This window comes from Sphingobium sp. (assembly GCF_036170395.1).
In the GTDB taxonomy this organism is placed as follows: domain Bacteria; phylum Pseudomonadota; class Alphaproteobacteria; order Sphingomonadales; family Sphingomonadaceae; genus Sphingobium.
Genome location: NZ_JAVHPD010000026.1, coordinates 25,931 through 42,610 on the forward strand (window position 1 = coordinate 25,931; position 16,680 = coordinate 42,610).

At 66.6% G+C, this 16,680-nt stretch carries 16 protein-coding genes, 1 tRNA gene and 1 other RNA gene; 16 read left to right on the forward strand and 2 right to left on the reverse strand.

Features of this window, described 5'->3' with window-relative positions; all coding sequences use genetic code 11:
• Positions 1-84: 84 nt before the first annotated feature.
• Genes V2B31_RS07695 through V2B31_RS07705 form a run of 3 tightly spaced genes read left to right on the forward strand, consistent with a single transcriptional unit; the run spans position 85 to position 3,768 of the window.
• Positions 85-1,251, forward strand: a complete 1,167-nt coding sequence (locus tag V2B31_RS07695; protein ID WP_328277082.1) for a hypothetical protein — start codon at positions 85-87, stop codon at positions 1,249-1,251.
• A gap of 55 nt (positions 1,252-1,306) precedes the next feature.
• Positions 1,307-2,395, forward strand: coding sequence for a hypothetical protein (locus V2B31_RS07700; protein WP_328277084.1), 1,089 nt, complete (start codon positions 1,307-1,309; stop codon positions 2,393-2,395).
• Positions 2,392-3,768 carry a sensor histidine kinase gene (locus tag V2B31_RS07705; RefSeq protein ID WP_328277088.1) on the forward strand — a complete coding sequence of 459 codons (1,377 nt, stop codon included), beginning with the start codon at positions 2,392-2,394 and terminating at the stop codon, positions 3,766-3,768. The genes V2B31_RS07700 and V2B31_RS07705 overlap by 4 nt, the downstream gene beginning before the upstream one ends.
• Before the next feature lie 83 nt (positions 3,769-3,851).
• Here the strand turns inward: V2B31_RS07705 and V2B31_RS07710 are convergent, their stop codons facing one another.
• Positions 3,852-4,508, reverse strand: coding sequence for an alpha/beta hydrolase (locus V2B31_RS07710; RefSeq protein WP_021246639.1), 657 nt, complete (start codon positions 4,506-4,508; stop codon positions 3,852-3,854).
• A 152-nt stretch (positions 4,509-4,660) separates the two neighbouring features.
• On the opposite strand from V2B31_RS07710, the gene V2B31_RS07715 reads away from it, so the two are divergent.
• The 4 genes from V2B31_RS07715 (at position 4,661) to blaSGM (ending at position 8,310) form a co-directional block, all read left to right on the forward strand.
• The gene (locus V2B31_RS07715; RefSeq protein WP_328277207.1) at positions 4,661-5,782 is read left to right on the forward strand and encodes a cysteine desulfurase family protein; all 1,122 of its coding nucleotides are present in this window, start codon (positions 4,661-4,663) and stop codon (positions 5,780-5,782) included.
• A 112-nt stretch (positions 5,783-5,894) separates the two neighbouring features.
• Complete coding sequence (locus tag V2B31_RS07720) at positions 5,895-6,989, forward strand: cysteine desulfurase family protein (RefSeq protein ID WP_328277096.1); 1,095 nt, start codon at positions 5,895-5,897, stop codon at positions 6,987-6,989.
• Positions 6,990-7,006: 17 nt separating this feature from the next.
• The gene (locus V2B31_RS07725) at positions 7,007-7,342 is read left to right on the forward strand and encodes a 2Fe-2S iron-sulfur cluster-binding protein (RefSeq protein ID WP_328277098.1); all 336 of its coding nucleotides are present in this window, start codon (positions 7,007-7,009) and stop codon (positions 7,340-7,342) included.
• An 8-nt stretch (positions 7,343-7,350) separates the two neighbouring features.
• Positions 7,351-8,310, forward strand: coding sequence for an SGM family class A beta-lactamase (gene blaSGM, locus V2B31_RS07730; RefSeq protein ID WP_328277100.1), 960 nt, complete (start codon positions 7,351-7,353; stop codon positions 8,308-8,310).
• 37 nt (positions 8,311-8,347) lie between these two features.
• Here the strand turns inward: blaSGM and V2B31_RS07735 are convergent, their stop codons facing one another.
• Positions 8,348-9,307, reverse strand: coding sequence for a class I SAM-dependent methyltransferase (locus V2B31_RS07735; protein WP_328277102.1), 960 nt, complete (start codon positions 9,305-9,307; stop codon positions 8,348-8,350).
• A gap of 234 nt (positions 9,308-9,541) precedes the next feature.
• On the opposite strand from V2B31_RS07735, the gene ffs reads away from it, so the two are divergent.
• The 9 genes from ffs (at position 9,542) to V2B31_RS07780 (ending at position 16,678) form a co-directional block, all read left to right on the forward strand.
• Positions 9,542-9,637: signal recognition particle sRNA small type (gene ffs, locus V2B31_RS07740), an RNA gene on the forward strand.
• Between the two features lie 66 nt (positions 9,638-9,703).
• Positions 9,704-11,317 (forward strand): DNA polymerase III subunit gamma/tau, encoded by a 1,614-nt coding sequence (locus tag V2B31_RS07745; protein WP_328277104.1) that lies wholly within the window; start codon positions 9,704-9,706, stop codon positions 11,315-11,317.
• Positions 11,314-11,637 carry a YbaB/EbfC family nucleoid-associated protein gene (locus V2B31_RS07750; RefSeq protein WP_328277106.1) on the forward strand — a complete coding sequence of 108 codons (324 nt, stop codon included), beginning with the start codon at positions 11,314-11,316 and terminating at the stop codon, positions 11,635-11,637. Before V2B31_RS07745 ends, V2B31_RS07750 begins: the two co-directional genes overlap by 4 nt.
• A 129-nt stretch (positions 11,638-11,766) precedes the next feature.
• On the forward strand, positions 11,767-14,163 hold the full coding sequence (gene lon / locus V2B31_RS07755; protein WP_328277108.1) for an endopeptidase La: 2,397 nt from the start codon (positions 11,767-11,769) through the stop codon (positions 14,161-14,163).
• Positions 14,164-14,343: 180 nt separating this feature from the next.
• Positions 14,344-14,616 (forward strand): HU family DNA-binding protein, encoded by a 273-nt coding sequence (locus V2B31_RS07760; protein ID WP_009821372.1) that lies wholly within the window; start codon positions 14,344-14,346, stop codon positions 14,614-14,616.
• Between the two features lie 404 nt (positions 14,617-15,020).
• Positions 15,021-15,575, forward strand: coding sequence for a septal ring lytic transglycosylase RlpA family protein (locus tag V2B31_RS07765; protein ID WP_328277111.1), 555 nt, complete (start codon positions 15,021-15,023; stop codon positions 15,573-15,575).
• Positions 15,576-15,663: 88 nt separating this feature from the next.
• A tRNA-His gene (locus tag V2B31_RS07770) sits at positions 15,664-15,740 on the forward strand.
• Between the two features lie 55 nt (positions 15,741-15,795).
• Complete coding sequence (gene hisI / locus V2B31_RS07775; protein WP_328277113.1) at positions 15,796-16,167, forward strand: phosphoribosyl-AMP cyclohydrolase; 372 nt, start codon at positions 15,796-15,798, stop codon at positions 16,165-16,167.
• Positions 16,154-16,678: a hypothetical protein gene (locus V2B31_RS07780; protein ID WP_328277116.1), complete on the forward strand. Its 525-nt coding sequence runs from the start codon at positions 16,154-16,156 to the stop codon at positions 16,676-16,678. Before hisI ends, V2B31_RS07780 begins: the two co-directional genes overlap by 14 nt.
• Positions 16,679-16,680 lie beyond the last annotated feature (2 nt).

The window sequence follows — 16,680 nt, forward strand, 5'->3', positions numbered from 1 at the left end:
CTCGCACCAAAGCGCGACTTGCGCTTGTGGGCCGGCCTTGCGAAAAGGTCGCCACAATCACAATCGGGTCACCTGCGTAACGATATGAGTTTCGCCGCCATCTTGAGCGCCAGCCGCACGACGGCCGATTCGCCGGCGGGGCTGCGGGCGAGCCTGCATTTCGCCGGCCAGACGCTGGTCGAATATCAGGCGCGGCAGGCGGTGCGTGCGGGGGCGGACCGGATCATGATCCTGGTGAGCGTCATCACCCCTGCTATCTCGCAAGCGGTCGATCGGCTGAGCGCCGACGGGATCGCGGTCGCGCTGGTGCGCGACATGGTCTCGATGGTGCGCGATGCGCCGCGGGACAGCGACGTGCTGCTGGTCGCGGACGGCGCGATCGTGTCGCAGGCGCATATGGATGGCATCGGCGGGGCGGAGGGCGACGCGCTGCTTGTCACCGATGACAGCCGAGCCGCCGCGCCCTTCGAGCGGATCGACGCCGGGCAGCGCTGGGCGGGGCTGGCGCGGATCAGCCCGGCCTTGCTGTTCGGCACGCTCGACATGATCGGCGACTGGGATCTGGCGCTGACTCTGGTGCGGGCGGCGGTGCAGAAAGGAGCACGGCGGCTGACCGTGCCGCAGGACGATCTGCTCGAAGGGCGGGTCGCGATCGTCGATACGCAGCAGCAGGCCGACCTCGTCGCGCAGGCGGTGACGGCGGCCGGGTCGGGCCGGGGGGCGGCGCGGGGCGGGATCGATCATTATCTGCTCGCGCCGCTTGCCCGGATGGCCAGCCCGCCGCTGATGCGGATGCAGGTGCCGGCGTTCCAGTTGCGGATCGCCGCCATCGCGCTCGGGGTCGTGGCGCTGGTGCCGATCGCCTTGCAATGGCCGCTGACGGGATTCGTGCTGCTGCTGGTGGCGTTGCTGCTGTCGGAGATCAGCGATCGGCTGGATGAACTCGCCCTGCGGTCGCCGCCGAGCGGGTGGATCGCCTTCTGCGCGCCGGCCGCCGCGCTGATTGGCATCGTCATCGCTGCGGCGACGCCGATGGCGGCGGACCTGGCGATCCTGCTCGGGATATTGGCGGTGGCGGAGCGCTGGCGGCGGACGGGTCAGGCGCGACCGTGGATGATATTCACGCCCGCTACGGCCCTGTTGCTTTTGATCGGGGCGGGCCTGTTCGGGCTGCTGGCGGAGGGGTTGCGGCTCGCGACCTTGCTCGCGATCCTCTCGGCCGGCGCGATCATCCTGCGGCGCGCGGCCTGAAATTTCGGCTTCAGGGTTTAGTGCATTTTAAGGACGTGCCCCTATTCTTGCCGGCATGAGCGCCACTTCGACCCTTACCGGCACGGGCATGGCGGGCAGCTGGCCGATGGCGCGGGTCATGGCTGGCGCGTCCGCCGTGCCTGTCGGTCATGCCATCGACCTGGCGTTTTTCCTGTCGGAAGAAGGCGTTGCGCCGCATGATGCGCTGGTCGCGGAGACGCGCCGGCATCTGGGGGGATGCGCGCAGGCGATCGAGATGGCGCTACGCCTGTCGCTGGCCCATCCGCCCGAAATCGCCGCTGCGCTCGATCATGCGTCGGGCGCGATCGCCTGGCCGATGATCCGGGCGCGGCCGACTTTGCTCAGCCCCGCTTTGCTCGGCCATATGAAGATGCGCGCGGCGTTGACGCTGATGCTGCGCCAGCATGGGCAGGCCGATGTCGAGCAGGCGACCGAGGCGGCTGGATCGCGCCTGCCCGCAACCGACGATCCGGTGCTGGGGGACGCCGCCGCCGCGCTCGCCATTGCCGAGGGACGCTGGCTGATGCCCGGCGGCGAGGACCAGCCGATGCGGCCCGACCTGCCGGCCGAGCATGTCGCCGAGCTGGTGTGGACCGTCGCCGCCTGTCTCGCGCTGCGGCTGGAGCCGGCCTTTCCGCACGCGCGCGACCGGCTCTACGCCGCGATCGAGCGGGCGGGCTGGGCGCTGCTCGCCGATCATGACGAGAGTGCGAGTCCCATAGTGCTGGCGCAGCAGCTGGTGCGGCGGATGGGGGAGGCGGCGGACGATGCCGCCCTGCTGGGCATGGCGCTCGACCGGAGGCGATTCCTGCTGTTCGCCGCGCTCGCCGCGCGCCATCTGCGGCTTGAATGCGCGCAACTCATCGACATGCTGCTGCTGGGGCCGGTTGCTGAGGTGGGCCTGCTGTGCAGGGCGCTGGGCGGCTCCGATGCCGATTATCGCTACATGCTGCTGGCGCTGCGTCCGGCGCGGCCGTCGCTGTCGGATGCGGCGGTGCTGGCGGAGGCGGAGCGCTATGGCACGCTGGGCGAAGCGGAGGCGGACGCGGTACTCGGCACGTTGCGGACGCCCGAGCCGTTTCGCGCCAAGATCGGCCATTTGCGGGCGCTGGCCGGCGCATGACGATGGCGGTGCATCCCGCTATCGTCCGCGCCACCCTGTCGAGCGACGGGCGGTTGCTAAGCGCCGACGCGCCCTTGCTCGCGCTCCAGCAGGAGGCCGGGGCGGACCTGGGCGTCGCGCTGGCAGTGCCGCAACTGGCGGCGATCGCGCGGCTGGCGGGGCGGCTGGGGGTGATGGTGTCGCGCCCGGTGGTCGCGGCGGCCGAGCGCGGCGATATCGACATGTGGGTGCGCGCCCGGCCGGAGGGGGATGGCGTCAGCCTGTCGATCATCGACTGGCGCGAGCGGCCGGCGTCGGCCTTTCCCGCCGATGCAGGCGGGCGCGACGCCGATCTCGCGGCGCTGGGCGAGGGCTGGGCGTGGCAGATCGACACGCAATTATGCTTTCAGCTCGTGCTGCCGGGGCAGGGAGCCGACGGAGCGCTGCCGCCCGATCCGCCAGTGCCGGGCAGCCGCTTTTCGACTTACTTCCAGCTTCAGCCCGACGAGGACGGCGACATGGCGATGCTGCGCGGCTTCGCGCAGCGCCGCGCCTTTCGCGACCAGCAGGCGGTGCGCGCGGGTGATCCGGGGAGGGCCTTTCTGCTTTCCGCCTATCCGACCTTCGATCTGGGCGGGCAACTGACGGGCTATCGGGGCACCGCTTTCCCGCAAGAGCGGGCGGTGGTCGCCCCGCTGGTCGATGATGCGCCGCTGACTCTTTATCCCGGCGATTTCAGCCGCCGATTGGATCGTTCGCTGCGCCAGCCGCTGGGGCGGATCATCGCGAACGCGGATACGATCAGCGCACAACTGGAAGGGCCCCTGCGCCCCGATTATGCGGGCTATGCCAGCGATATCGCGGCGGCGGGACGGCATCTGCTGGCGCTGGTCGATGATTTGGCCGATCTCCAGGCGATCGACCGGCCCGACTTCAGCGTCGTGGCGGAGGATATCGACCTTGCCGATCTCGGGCGGCGGGCGGCCGGGCTGTTGTCTGTCAAGGCGCTCGACAAGCAGATTGCGCTGATGCCGCCGCCCGCCGACGTATCGCTGATGGCGACGGGCGAGTTCCGGCGGGTGCTGCAGATATTGGTCAACCTGATCGGCAATGCCGTGCGATACTCGCCCGAGGGGACGCAGGTGCGGATCGCGACCGAATGGGAAAATGGGCAGGCGCGGATCGCGGTCATCGACCAGGGGCCGGGCGTGGCGCTGGCGGATCGCGAGCGCATCTTCGAGAAGTTCGAGCGATTGGGCCGCGACGATGCCGGAGGCAGCGGCCTTGGCCTCTACATCTCGCGGCGGCTGGCGCGGGCGATGGGCGGCGACATCATCATCGGCGGCGCGCCGGGCGAGGGCGCGCGGTTTATTTTGACGCTGCCGGCGGCCTGACCCGCACACCCGTTCGGTTCGAGCTTGTCGAGAACGGCGCGCGGGGTTCTCGACAAGCTCGAACTGAACGGAGAACGGAGGATTCAGCGGATAGGCGAATCCGGGGACAGACGCATGTCGAGATAATTGTCGACCGACTTCATCAGCTGATCCAGCTCATGCTCGAAGAAATGGTTGGCGCCGCGAATCTCGTCATGATGGATGGTAATGCCCTTCTGGGTGCGCAGCTTGTCGACCAGCTTCTGCACGGCGCTGGCCGTCACCACCTCGTCCGCCGTGCCCTGCACGATGATGCCGCTCGAAGGACAGGGGGCGAGGAAGGAGAAATCATACATGTTGGCCGGCGGCGCGACCGAGATGAAGCCGCGGATTTCCGGGCGGCGCATCAGGAGCTGCATCCCGATCCACGCGCCAAAGGAGAAGCCCGCGATCCAGGTGGTCTGCGCTTCGGGATGGAAGCTCTGCACCCAGTCGAGCGCGGCGGCGGCGTCGGACAGTTCGCCGATGCCATTGTCGAACGTCCCCTGGCTGCGGCCCACGCCCCGGAAATTGAAGCGCAGCGTCGCGAAACCGCGCTTCACGAAGGTCTTGTAGAGCGCCTGGGTGATGCGGTCGTTCATCGTGCCGCCGCCCTGCGGATGCGGGTGGAGGATCATGGCGACCGGCGCGCGGGGACGGGGCGGGGGACTGAAGCGGCCTTCGAGGCGACCTTCGGGACCGGGGAAAATGACGTCGGGCATAACACCTGTTATCGTTCTGGGCCGCTGGGACGCGGCGGGACATGGATCGGCGCGCCTGGCTGTAAGCCGCTTGGGCCTTCGCGCTGGCGCGGCGCGGCAAGTCGCCTATATAGAAGTCGCCGCCATTTCCGCAATCAATGAGTAGCCTGCCCTTGGCCGCCGCCCGCCTTTATCTCGATCATGCCGCGACGACGCCGATGCTGCCGGCAGCGCAGGCAGCGATGGTGGAGGCGATGGCTGCCTGGGCGAACCCGTCCAGCCCCCATGCCGACGGCCGGGCGGCGCGCGCGGCGCTGGAGGCGGCGCGGGCGCGGATCGGGGCGGCGCTGGGGTGGGACGGGCATGTGATCTTCACGTCGGGGGCGAGCGAGGCGATCGCCATTGCGCTCATGCGGGCGAAGGCGGGGCGGGTGGTGACATCGCCGGTCGAGCATGACGCGGTGTTGCGGGTGACGGGGGGTGCGCAGCGGCTGGCGGTGGATGGGGAGGGGATTGTCCTCTTCCCCCGTCATCCCGGCGAAGGCCGGGATCTCACTTCTTTTTCGGTTGCGCTCAAAGAAAAGAGAGATGCCAGCCTTCGCTGGCATGACGGAGATGGCATTGTCCTCGCCGTCCAGTATGTGAACAACGAGACCGGCGTGATCCAGCCGCTCGACCGGATCGAGCGCGGCGGCGCGATCCTGTTCGCCGACTGCGCGCAGAGCGCGGGCAAGCTGCCGTTGCCGGATGCGGATATGATCGCGATCAGCGCGCATAAGTTCGGTGGGCCGCCGGGGATCGGGGCGCTGCTGATCCGCGACCTCGCGCTCATTGAGCCGAGCGGTGGGCAGGAACAGGGCTATCGCGCGGGGACCGAGAACCTCCCCGCGATCCTCGGCATGGCGGCGGCGCTGGAGGCGCGGGAGGACTGGATGGGGCGCGCGGCCGACCTGCGGGCGCGGCTCGATGCGGCGATCGAGGCGGCGGGGGGCCTTGTCGTCGCACGGAACGCGCCGCGCATTCCGACCATCGCCAGCTACCGGATGCCGGGCCTGTCGGCGCGGGCGCAGCTGATCCAGTTCGATTTGGCCGGCATATCGGTGTCGGCGGGCAGCGCCTGTTCTTCGGGGTCGCTCAAGACCAGTCATGTGCTGGGGGCGATGGGATGGGACGAGGTCGCAGCGTCGGAAGTGGTGCGGGTGAGCTTCGGGCCGCAGACTTTGGACAGCGACTTGGACAGCTATATCGCGGTTTGGCGCCGCATGGCTGAGCGAGTGAGTGCCAAGGTGGATTGATAGAAACTATGGCGTCTTGTTCCCCGGCGAAAGCCGGGGTCCAGTCCCACGCTCTGAACTGGACCCCGGCTTTCGCCGGGGAACAAGGTAACAAGGTATTTTAATTAACCTTATGATATATTTGGATTATCAGGCGACCACGCCGCTCGCTCCCGAAGCGTATGAGGCGATGGCCCCGCTGTTGCGCGACCAGTTCGCCAACCCCCACAGCGCCCATCGCTTGGGCCGCGCCGCCGCCGCGCAGGTCGAGGTGGCGCGCGAAGAGATTGGCCGGCTTCTGCCCGGCGGTGGGCGGCTGGTCTTTACCTCCGGGGCGACCGAGGCGCTCAACATCGCCATCCAGGGCGCCCCGCTTGGCGGCATCGTCACCGTCGCCACCGAACATGCCGCCGTGCTCGACACGGTGGAGGCGTTGCGGCGGCGGGGGCGGGCGGTGACGCTGCTGCCGGTCGGGACGGACGGGCTTGTCGATATGGAGGCCGCCGCGCGGCATATCGATTCAACTGTCTCACTCGTTGTTACCATGCTGATAAATAACGAGATCGGCGTGGTCCAGCCCGTCGCCGCGCTAGCCGATCTGGCCCATCGCGCCGGCGCGCTGTTCCTGTGCGACGCGGTGCAGGGTTATGGCCGGGAGCCGATCCCGGAAAGCTGCGACATGGTGGCGATCAGCGCGCACAAAATCCATGGACCCAAGGGCGTGGGCGCGCTGTGGGTCCGCGATGGCGTGGCGATCGAACCGTTGATCCATGGCGGCGGGCAGGAACAGGGGCTGCGATCGGGCACGCTGTCACCGGCCTTGTGCGCTGGCTTCGGCGTCGCCGCGCGGCTGATGCGCGAAAGAGCGGAGGAAGATCGCGTCCATGTGGCAGCGCTGGGCGCGCTCGCCCGCCATCTGTTCGCCGGCTGGACGCTGAACGGCAGCGCGACGCAGCGCTACCCCGGCAACCTCAATCTGCGGAAGGAGGGGTTGGACGGCGCGCGACTGTTGTCATATTGCCGCAATATCGCCTTTTCGCTCGGCAGCGCTTGCGCGAGCGGGTCCGGGCGGCCTAGCCATGTGCTGCGCGCGCTTGGCCTGTCGGACTCGCAAGCGCGCGGATCGGTGCGGGTCGGCTTTGGCCGATACACGCAGCGCGAGGAGTTGGAGAGGGCAGCCGAGGCGTTGAACGAGGCGGCGGCCGCGCAAGGCGGCGTCGCAGGATAAGGGAGCGTCGCACGTCCATGACCAGGATCACCTTCATCAGCGCCGACGGGGAGCGCCGGCAGGAGGTCGATGCGCCGGCGGGATCGGTATTGCTGGAGATAGCGCAGGCCGCTGGCCAGCCGCTCGAAGGGACGTGCGAGGGGCAGATGGCCTGTTCGACCTGCCATGTCATCGTCGATGCCGACGATTTTCCCCGCCTGCCCCGCGCGACCGAGGATGAGGAGGATATGCTCGACCTAGCCGCCGCCGCCACCCGCACCAGCCGCCTGTCCTGCCAGATCGTCCTCGACGGCAAGATCGATCGGCTGACGGTCCGCATCCCGAGCCAGTCCTATAATATGCAGGGCATGTGACGATTCCGATGAAACCGCTGTCTGCCTTTTGCATGTTGGCGCTGTTGGCCGCCCCGGCGCCGGCTGCCGAGAAGAAGCAGACGAAAGAACCGGTTCCCACGGGGCGACTCGACACGTTGATGCCGGCTGCACCGCGCTATCTGGTGCCGCAATCGGCCTTGGCGCAGGTCCGCAACCCCAAGGAGATCGAGGCGGAGACCGGCGGGCGGCTCGGCGTCGCGCTGGTCGACAGCAAGGGGGCGCTGCTGCTGGGCTTCAACCGCGACGAGCGCTTCGCCCTGTGTTCGACGTTCAAGGCGCCGCTGGCGGCCGCGGTGCTGATCGGCGCGGACGGCGGCAAGTTCGGGCTGGAGGGCACTATCCCGTTCGGCAAGGCGGATGTCCTGGATTATGCGCCGGTGGTGAAGAAGAATCTGAAGCGCGGGCGCATGGGCATGGGCGAACTGGCGCAGGCGGCGGTGGAGGTGAGCGACAACAGCGCCGCCAACCTGCTGCTGCCGATGCTGGGCGGGCCGGAGGGGCTGACTGCGTTCATGCGCGCGCATGGCGACACGGTGTCTCGACTCGATCGCAACGAACCCGACCTCAACGAGAATCGCGAGGGCGATCCGCGCGATACGACGTCGCCTGCCGCAATGGCGGGCCTGATGGGACGGCTGATCTTCCGCGACATGCGGCCCGAAAGCGCCGGCACCTTGCGCGCCTGGCTTAACGCCAGCAGCACCGGCGACAAGCGGATCAAGGCTGGCCTGCCCGAAGGCTGGACATCGGGCGGCAAGACCGGAACGTGCGGCACCGCCTATAATGACGTGGCGCTAGTCAAGTCGCCGGCCGGAGACGAGTATATCCTTGCCGTCTATCTCGACCGCCCGAGCATAGACGCGAAGAAGGCGGAAGCGGCGATCGCCGAGACGGCGCGCGCGGCGCTGAGCCTCGTCGCGAAGGCGCAGAAGAGCGGACTGGAGTAAGCGGGCGGCGACTGGGCCGCCCGGAGACCGAAGCCTGTCAGGGCCGGCGCACCGCGAAGGTGTGCGACAGGCCGCCGATCGGGCCAACATCGTCGGTCTCGCGCACCTCGATCACCTCACAGCCGGTTTCACGGATGATGCGGAAAATCTCGTGCTGCGGGATCGCGTTCATCTCCATCGCCGGCGCGGTGCTGGCCAGATAGTCGGCGACGCGGAATTTCTGGCCCTTCATATAGGTCGGGATCTGGATGATCGCAGCGCCACCGGGGCGCAGCGTGTTGAGCAGCCGGCGGTAGATGGCGGCGATGATCGGCGGCGGATTGTGCTGGAGAACGATGCGGCTGACGATCAGGTCGAAGGTGCCAAGCTTTTCCACGTCATCGACCGTATGAATCTGCTTGAATTCGCAATTGTCGAGCAGCTTGTCTCTGACGGTGATTTCCGCCTCGCGCAGGTGGCTTGGCGAGATATCGACGCCCACGACGGTGCGCGCATGGGGGGCCAGCGCGACCGTCAGGCGGCCGACGCCGCAGCCAAAGTCCATTACACGATCGAAGCCGGTGGCGGGCAGATCGGCGCGGCTTAGGAAATTGAGCGCATTCTGAACGTCGGCCTTGCCGTGCAGGAAGAAGGCGTCGAGATGCTCGGCCAGCGTTTCCTGGCGAAATACCGGATTGGTCAGGACCGACCAGTGCGGCTCCGTCTCGCCGAATTTCTTCCAGTTGCGGGCGATGCCGTCGAACATCTGCTGGAGCTGTTCGGCCGTGCAATCGACCTCCACATCGTTGGTGCGCACGTCCATGAACTGGCCGATGGGCTGCCGGTTGGACATGCCCACGCCGGTTTGACGCTTGAACTCGCTGCTCGACAGGAATGCCCGGCGCAGCTCGCGCCAGTCCGTCGCCTTGGCGTTGGCTTCCAGAACTTGCTCATTTTCGGGCTCGCGCCCCAATATCAACCGATAGGCTTGAACAACCAGTTCTTTACTGACAGGCATTGATCACCTCTTTAGGTCAAGCGCCTCGATTTCAGACATTATGTCTGCGCTCGGTTTGATGAAAGGGAATGCGTCGCGAGCAGGTCACGGAAAATCTTGTATCTTTCCTGATCTATTCCTGCCTTTTTCGACCGACGCCGCGCTGTCCTATTAAGTCGAGACGCGGCGGCAGACAAGCGATAGTGCAAAAAAGCACGCTCTTGCCATGCCGGCGGAGCGCTGCCATATGCCCCACCGGGAGTCGGGCGGACGTGATCGTCGCGAACCTGGTCAGGTCCTGACGGAAGCAGCCACAGTGATTTCGTCACGGGTCGTTCCGGCTCCTACTTTCCCCGCCGCCCTGTCCGCCGCATCCTTCTTCGACAAGGACCGCCCGAGCGGTTAGAAGTTCTCCCCATGTCCGATTCCCCGCAGCCCTATCGCGTTCTCGCGCGCAAATATCGTCCGCGCAATTTCCGCGAACTGATCGGGCAGGATGCGATGGTCCAGACGCTGGGCAACGCGATCCGGCGGGGGCGGCTGGCCCATGCCTTCCTGATGACCGGGGTGCGCGGGGTGGGCAAGACATCGACCGCGCGGCTGATCGCCAAGGCGCTGAATTGCATCGGCCCGGACGGGCAGGGCGGGCCGACCATAGATCCCTGCGGCCTGTGCGAGCCGTGTCAGGCAATCGCGGAAGGCCGGCATATCGACGTGGTGGAGATGGACGCCGCGAGTCATACCGGCGTCGACGACGTGCGCGAGATCATCGAGGCGGTGCGCTATTCCGCCGTGTCGGCGCGTTACAAAATCTACATCATCGACGAAGTGCATATGCTCTCGAAGAACGCCTTCAACGCGCTGTTGAAGACGCTGGAGGAGCCGCCCGCGCATGTGAAATTCCTGTTCGCCACGACCGAGGTGAACAAGGTGCCGGTGACCGTGCTGTCGCGCTGCCAGCGCTTCGACCTGCGCCGTATTCCGGCGGACCTGCTCGCCGGCCATTTCGCGCATGTGGTGGAGGCGGAGAATGTCGCGGCCGAAGCCGATGCGCTGGCGCTGATCGCGCAGGCGGCCGAAGGGTCGGCGCGCGATGGCCTCTCGATTCTCGATCAGGCGATTGCTCATGCCGAGATGGGCGAGGGCGAGCCGCGAGTCACTGCGGACCAGGTGCGCGACATGCTGGGCCTGTCGGATCGCGGATCGACCCGGCGGCTGCTGGGATTGCTGCTGGAGGGCGACACTGCCGCTTTGCTGGGCGCGGTGCGCGATCAATATGCGCTGGGGGTGGAGCCGCTGGCGCTGATGCGCGGGCTCATGGAACTGGTCCATGCCGTGACTTTGGTAAAGGCGGGGCGGGACATCGCCAGCCCCGGCCAGTCGGCGGAGGAACGCGAGGCGCTTGCGGACTGGGCGGCGCAGCTGGGCTTCGCGCCGCTGCATCGGCTGTGGCAATTGCTGGTCAAGGGCCATGACGAAGTGGCGAGCGCGGTGCTGCCGATCGAAAGCTGCGAAATGGCGCTGCTGCGCGTGATGCACGCAGCGACCATGCCCGATCCGGGCGAGCTGGCGCGGCTGCTGCGCGAGGGCGGCGGCGTTGCGCCCGGCGCGGCGGTGCAGGAAGGCGCGCAGCGCCCCGCCGCGCCGACCGCGCGACTCCCCCGGACGATGCAGGACATTGTCGCCCTGCTCCATTCGACCAAGCCCCTGATCGCCGGTCATCTGCATGATTGCGCTGCTGTCATTGACCTCGATCCGCCCAGCCTCGTCCTGCGGCTGACCGAGAAATGGCATTATGGCGATTTCAAAAAGGATCTGGAGCAGGCGCTCAATGCCGCTACGCCGGGGGTTCGCTGGGCGGTGCGGCTGGAGGAGAGCGGCGGCGCGCCAACATTGTTGGAGCAGGAGCAGGCGGCGCAGGCGGCCGAGCGCGAGAAGATTTTGGAGACCCCGGTGGTCAAGGCGGCGATGGCGGCTTTCCCCGACGCCGAGCTGGACGACCGGCTCGAACAATGGAGTGCAGGCGTATGAAGGATCTGAACGAAATATTGGGCATGGCGAGCCGTGTTCAGGAGGAATTGCAGCGGGCGCAGGAGAATCTGGACCGGCTGGAGGTCGAGGGCGCGGCCGGTGGCGGGCTGGTCAAGGTGCGGGCATCGGCAAAGGGGCGGATCATCGGCGTCAGCATCGACGAAAGCCTGCTCGCGCCTTCCGAGAAGCAGATGCTGGAGGATTTGGTCGCCGCCGCCTTCAACGATGCGCGGACCAAGGCGGACGAGGTCAGCAATGCCGAAATGGGCAAGATGACCGCTGGCCTGCCGCTGCCGCCCGGCTTTAAGCTGCCTTTCTGAGGCGCGATAAGGCCGCGTTCATCATGACGGACCTATGACAAGGCGCGATTGATTGCCGCGACGGGCATCCCCATAATGGCGGTGAACCGTAGAAGAAGAGAGCCGCTTCCGATCGGCCCCGGAGATTGAATGACTGTGCAATATCCCCTGCTGCCGCTGCGCGACATCGTCGTCTTTCCGCAGATGATTGTCCCGCTGTTCGTCGGCCGCGACAAGAGCGTCGCCGCGCTGGAAGCGGCGATGGAGGGCAATAAGGAAATCTTCCTGGTGTCGCAGCTCGACCCGGCGGAGGACGATCCGGGCCGGGACTCGCTCTATGACACCGGCGTAGTGGCCGTGGTGCTGCAATTGCTGAAGCTGCCGGACGGCACGGTTCGTGTGCTGGTGGAGGGCAAGCATCGCGCGCAGCTCGACGATATGGAGGCGCGCGACACCTATCTGGTCGCTAGCGTTTCGACCGTCGAGGAGATCGAGGCCGAAGGGCCGGAAGCCGCCGCGCTGATGCGGTCGGTCGCCGAGCAGTTCGAGAATTACGCCAAGCTCAACAAGAAGCTGCCCGCCGAAACCCCGGTGCAGCTGCGCGAGATCGAGGATGCCGGGAAGCTGGCGGACGCGATCGCCGCGAATATCAACGTCAAGGTCTCGGACAAGCAGACGCTGCTGGTTGAGGTCGATCCGGTCAAGCGGCTGGAGATGGTCTTCGCCTTCATGGAGGGCGAACTGGGCGTGCTCCAGGTCGAGAAGAAGATTCGCGGGCGAGTGAAGCGCCAGATGGAAAAGACCCAGCGCGAATATTATCTGAACGAGCAGCTGAAGGCGATTCAGCGCGAACTGGGCAATGGCGACGGGGAAGAGGGCGACGAGCTTGCCGAACTGACCGAGAAGATCGCCAAGGCGAAGCTGAGCAAGGAAGCGCGCGCCAAGGCAACGGCGGAGTTGAAGAAGCTCAAAGCCATGCAGCCCATGTCGGCCGAGGCTACGGTCGTTCGCAACTATCTGGACGTGCTGCTCGGGTTGCCCTGGGGCAAGAAGGGCAAGGTCAAGACCGACCTCAAAAAGGCGCAGGCGATCCTGGACGAGGATCATTTCGCGCTGGAGAAGGTCAAGGACCGGATCATCGAATATCTCGCCGTGCAGGCGCGCACCAACAAGCTTAAGGGCCCGATCCTGTGCCTCGTCGGCCCGCCGGGCGTGGGCAAGACCTCGCTCGGCCGTAGCATCGCGAAAGCGACCGGGCGAGAGTTCGTGCGCCAGTCGCTGGGCGGGGTGCGCGACGAGGCGGAGATTCGCGGGCACCGGCGGACCTATATAGGGTCGCTGCCGGGCAAGATCGTCACCAACCTCAAGAAAGCGGGGACGATGAACCCGCTGTTCCTGCTGGATGAAATCGACAAGCTGGGCCAGGATTTCCGTGGCGATCCCGCATCGGCACTGCTGGAGGTGCTGGACCCGGAGCAGAACAGCAAGTTCCAGGACCATTATCTGGAGATCGACGTCGATCTTTCCGACGTCATGTTCGTGACGACCGCCAACTCCTTGAATTTGCCGCAGCCTCTGCTCGACCGCATGGAGATCATCCGGCTGGAGGGCTATACGGAGGATGAGAAGGTCGAGATCGCGCAGCGCCATCTGGTGCCCAAGCAGATCGACGCCCATGGCCTCAAGACGGGCGAGTTCGAAGTCACCGAAGCGGCGATCCGCGATCTCATCCGCTACTATACCCGCGAGGCTGGGGTCCGCACGCTGGAGCGCGAGGTGGCGCGTCTCGCGCGCAAAGCGCTGCGGAAAATTCTGGAAGGCTCGGCCGACAGCATCGTCATCACGCCCGAGACACTCGCGGACTTCGCCGGCGTGCGGAAGTTCCGCCATGGCGTGGGCGAGGAGGAGCATCAGATCGGCGCGGTAACGGGCCTGGCCTGGACCGAAGTGGGCGGCGAGTTGCTGACGATCGAGGCGGTGACGGTGCCCGGCAAAGGGCAGATCAAGACCACCGGCAAGCTGGGCGAGGTCATGACCGAGTCGGTGCAGGCGGCCTTCTCCTATGTGAAGGCGCGCTCGCCCGGCTATGGGATCAAGCCGAGCCTGTTCAACCGCAAGGACATCCATATCCACCTGCCCGAAGGCGCGGTGCCCAAGGATGGCCCTTCGGCGGGGATCGGCATGGTCACCAGCATCGTGTCGACGCTGACCGGCATCCCCGTTCACAAGGATGTGGCGATGACCGGCGAAGTGACTCTCCGAGGGCGCGTGCTGCCGATCGGCGGCCTCAAGGAGAAATTGCTGGCGGCGCTGCGCGGCGGCATCAAGACGGTGCTGATTCCGCAGGAAAATGAAAAGGATCTGGCGGAAATCCCGGCCAATATCCGCGAAGGACTGGAGATCGTGCCAGTCGCCCATGTCGACGAAGTGCTGGCGCGCGCGCTGCTTTCGGCGCCGGTGGCGATCGACTGGACCGAGGAGGATGATCTCGCCGCCCAGCCGCCCGGCACGACGGCGCGTGATAGCGATCCCACACTTCGTCACTGAAGTGTCACAATCGGCGCAACTCCTCGACTTTGGTCCAAAATGCCCGGCGCGGGGCAAATTTCGATCAAAGCGGGGGGCTTCGTCGCTTTCCCTTTGACAGGCGCGGGAAACCGCGCCTTATTGCCGGCCCTACGCCGCGATTCCTAGACAAACCAAACAGCACAAGGGGGTTCCCAAGGCATGAACAAGCAGGATCTTATCAGCACGGTTGCTGAAAGCAGCGGCCTCAGCAAGAATGACGCGACCAAAGCGGTCGAAGGGGTGTTCGACGCGATCACCGGCGCGCTCAAGAAGGGCGACGAAGTCCGCCTGGTCGGGTTCGGCACCTTCTCTGTCTCGCAGCGCAAGGCGTCCACCGGCCGCAACCCGCGCACGGGCGAAACCATGACCATCAAGGCTTCGGCCCAGCCCAAGTTCAAGGCCGGCAAGGGCCTGAAGGACTCGGTCAACTGACGGCTGGGGCGCCGGCTTTTCCGCTGGCGCCTACCGTTCGACCTGAAGCCGGCATCGCGGTCGGGAAAGTTTTTACGGAGAGTGGCGCGGCGGCGAGGGGACAATCCCCAGCGGCGGCGCATGTATGCCAAAGGCGGAAGGGACGAGGCTTTCGGGCCATCGTCCCTTTCTTTTTGGCGATGATGTGCTTTGCAAAGCTGGTGTCGGGTGCGGAGCAGGGCATCCTCCCCTGGAAGGGGAGGTGTCGCGCGCGAAGCGCGTGACGGAGGGGTGTCCCGCCATCGAGAGGGCGACACCCCTCCGTCTGGCCTGCGGCCATCCACCTCCCCTACAAGGGGAGGATTTTCGTTCTGGGTCTTTGAACCACATCATTGCCTAACTTTTGTGTGGGATGGGGGAGGGGCATGAAGAGGACATGGCCTGTAGTATCGGTGGCACTCGCTCTCGCCGCCTGCGCTGGGGGCGATTATCGACCGGTCAGCGATACGCCGGTGCGGATCGGGCCACCCTATGTGGTGCGCGGCACCACCTATATTCCAGCCGTCGATCCGACCTATGACATGCTGGGCTACGCAAGCTGGTACGGATCGGAATCAGGCAACCGCACCGCCAATGGCGAGCGGTTTCGCGCCAAATGGATCACCGCCGCGCATGTCAGCCTGCCGCTGCCAAGCTATGTCGAGGTGACCGCGCTCGATACCGGCCGGGCGATCCTGGTGCGGGTGAATGATCGTGGGCCGTTTGCCGGCAAGGGCCGGATCATCGACCTGTCGCGCGGCGCGGCCGAGGAGCTGGGCGTGCGGGCGCAGGGGCATGTGCCCGTGCGGGTGCGGATCGTCGCGGCTTCGGAGAAAGATCGGGCGCGGCTGCGCAAGGGCAAGCCCGCGCGGGCGCGTCCGCGCTTGTCGGACGCTGCGCTTGCAAATCTGCGCGCGCAGCTTGGCGCGGCGGGTATGTGAGAAATATCGCGGCTGCTTCGTTGCGCGCTTGACGGCTGGGGTGGGGGCGCATATGTCGCGCTTCTCTCGGGGCCGGACGGCCTCTGTGGCGATCGTAGCTCAGTTGGTTAGAGCGCCGGTTTGTGGTACCGGAGGTCGTGGGTTCGGATCCCATCGGTCGCCCCATTTTCGCTGATATTCGGGGCTTCGCAGCCGCCCTGTTCCCCTTTATAGCGCGCCCATGGACGATGCGCGCGACAAGGGGCTGGCCCTCAATCCCAAATATGACCGGGACGGCCTCATCACCGCCGTCGTCACCGACGATGCGACCGGCGAGCTGCTGATGGTCGCGCATATGAACGATGCGGCGCTGAACCTCACGATCACCACCGGCTTTGCCCATTTCTGGTCGCGCAGCCGCCAGGCGCTGTGGAAGAAGGGCGAGACATCGGGGCATATGCTGGCGGTGCGCGACCTGCGGATCGATTGCGATCAGGATGCGATCTGGGTGAAGGCGGTGCCGGCCGGGCCGACATGCCACACCGGCGCGCGCTCCTGCTTCTACCGCCGCGTCGGGCCGGACGGCCTTAGCAGCGTCGATGCGGCGGACTAGCCTTTCGCTCCTCCTCCTTCTGGCGGCCTGCCAGCGTGCGCCGTCGGGCGAGCGAGGCGGCGTGGCGGCCGTGCCGGCGTCGGGCCTCGAACGCGCGGCGATCGAGAGCGGGGCGATCACCGACGTTTCCAGCGTCTCGCCGGTCGGGCTGTATCAGCGCAGCCATGAGGCCGGGCGTGACGCATTGTGCGTGACGCCAGCGAGGGACGGGCAGTTGCGCTTCGGGCTGGAGGCGGTGTTCGGTGAGGAGCCGAGTTGTCGCGGGCATGGCACAGCGCGGCGGACGGGCGACAAGCTGGTGCTGAGCTTCAAGAGCGGCGACCGCTGCATCATCGTCGCGCAATATGATGGCGATCAGGTGGCGCTGCCGGGGGTGGTCGACCTGGCGTGCGCCGATCTGTGCGAGGGGCGCGGTTCGCTGGAGGGAGTGAGTTTCCCTCGCATCTCGGGCGACGCGGCGAGCGCGTTGCGAGCGCGGGACCGGGACGGCGAACCGTTATGCGGTAGCTGAAA

Excerpts from the sequence above, each read along its gene's own strand:
- V2B31_RS07695 (WP_328277082.1), top strand. The coding sequence starts at position 85 with ATGAGTTTCGCCGCCATCTTGAGCGCCAGCCGCACGACGGCCGATTCG.
- V2B31_RS07700 (WP_328277084.1), top strand. The coding sequence starts at position 1,307 with ATGAGCGCCACTTCGACCCTTACCGGCACGGGCATGGCGGGCAGCTGG.
- V2B31_RS07705 (WP_328277088.1), top strand. The coding sequence starts at position 2,392 with ATGACGATGGCGGTGCATCCCGCTATCGTCCGCGCCACCCTGTCGAGC.
- V2B31_RS07710 (WP_021246639.1), bottom strand. The coding sequence starts at position 4,508 with ATGCCCGACGTCATTTTCCCCGGTCCCGAAGGTCGCCTCGAAGGCCGC.
- V2B31_RS07720 (WP_328277096.1), top strand. The coding sequence starts at position 5,895 with ATGATATATTTGGATTATCAGGCGACCACGCCGCTCGCTCCCGAAGCG.
- V2B31_RS07725 (WP_328277098.1), top strand. The coding sequence starts at position 7,007 with ATGACCAGGATCACCTTCATCAGCGCCGACGGGGAGCGCCGGCAGGAG.
- blaSGM (WP_328277100.1), top strand. The coding sequence starts at position 7,351 with ATGAAACCGCTGTCTGCCTTTTGCATGTTGGCGCTGTTGGCCGCCCCG.
- V2B31_RS07735 (WP_328277102.1), bottom strand. The coding sequence starts at position 9,307 with ATGCCTGTCAGTAAAGAACTGGTTGTTCAAGCCTATCGGTTGATATTG.
- V2B31_RS07745 (WP_328277104.1), top strand. The coding sequence starts at position 9,704 with ATGTCCGATTCCCCGCAGCCCTATCGCGTTCTCGCGCGCAAATATCGT.
- V2B31_RS07750 (WP_328277106.1), top strand. The coding sequence starts at position 11,314 with ATGAAGGATCTGAACGAAATATTGGGCATGGCGAGCCGTGTTCAGGAG.
- lon (WP_328277108.1), top strand. The coding sequence starts at position 11,767 with ATGACTGTGCAATATCCCCTGCTGCCGCTGCGCGACATCGTCGTCTTT.
- V2B31_RS07760 (WP_009821372.1), top strand. The coding sequence starts at position 14,344 with ATGAACAAGCAGGATCTTATCAGCACGGTTGCTGAAAGCAGCGGCCTC.
- V2B31_RS07765 (WP_328277111.1), top strand. The coding sequence starts at position 15,021 with ATGAAGAGGACATGGCCTGTAGTATCGGTGGCACTCGCTCTCGCCGCC.
- hisI (WP_328277113.1), top strand. The coding sequence starts at position 15,796 with ATGGACGATGCGCGCGACAAGGGGCTGGCCCTCAATCCCAAATATGAC.
- V2B31_RS07780 (WP_328277116.1), top strand. The coding sequence starts at position 16,154 with ATGCGGCGGACTAGCCTTTCGCTCCTCCTCCTTCTGGCGGCCTGCCAG.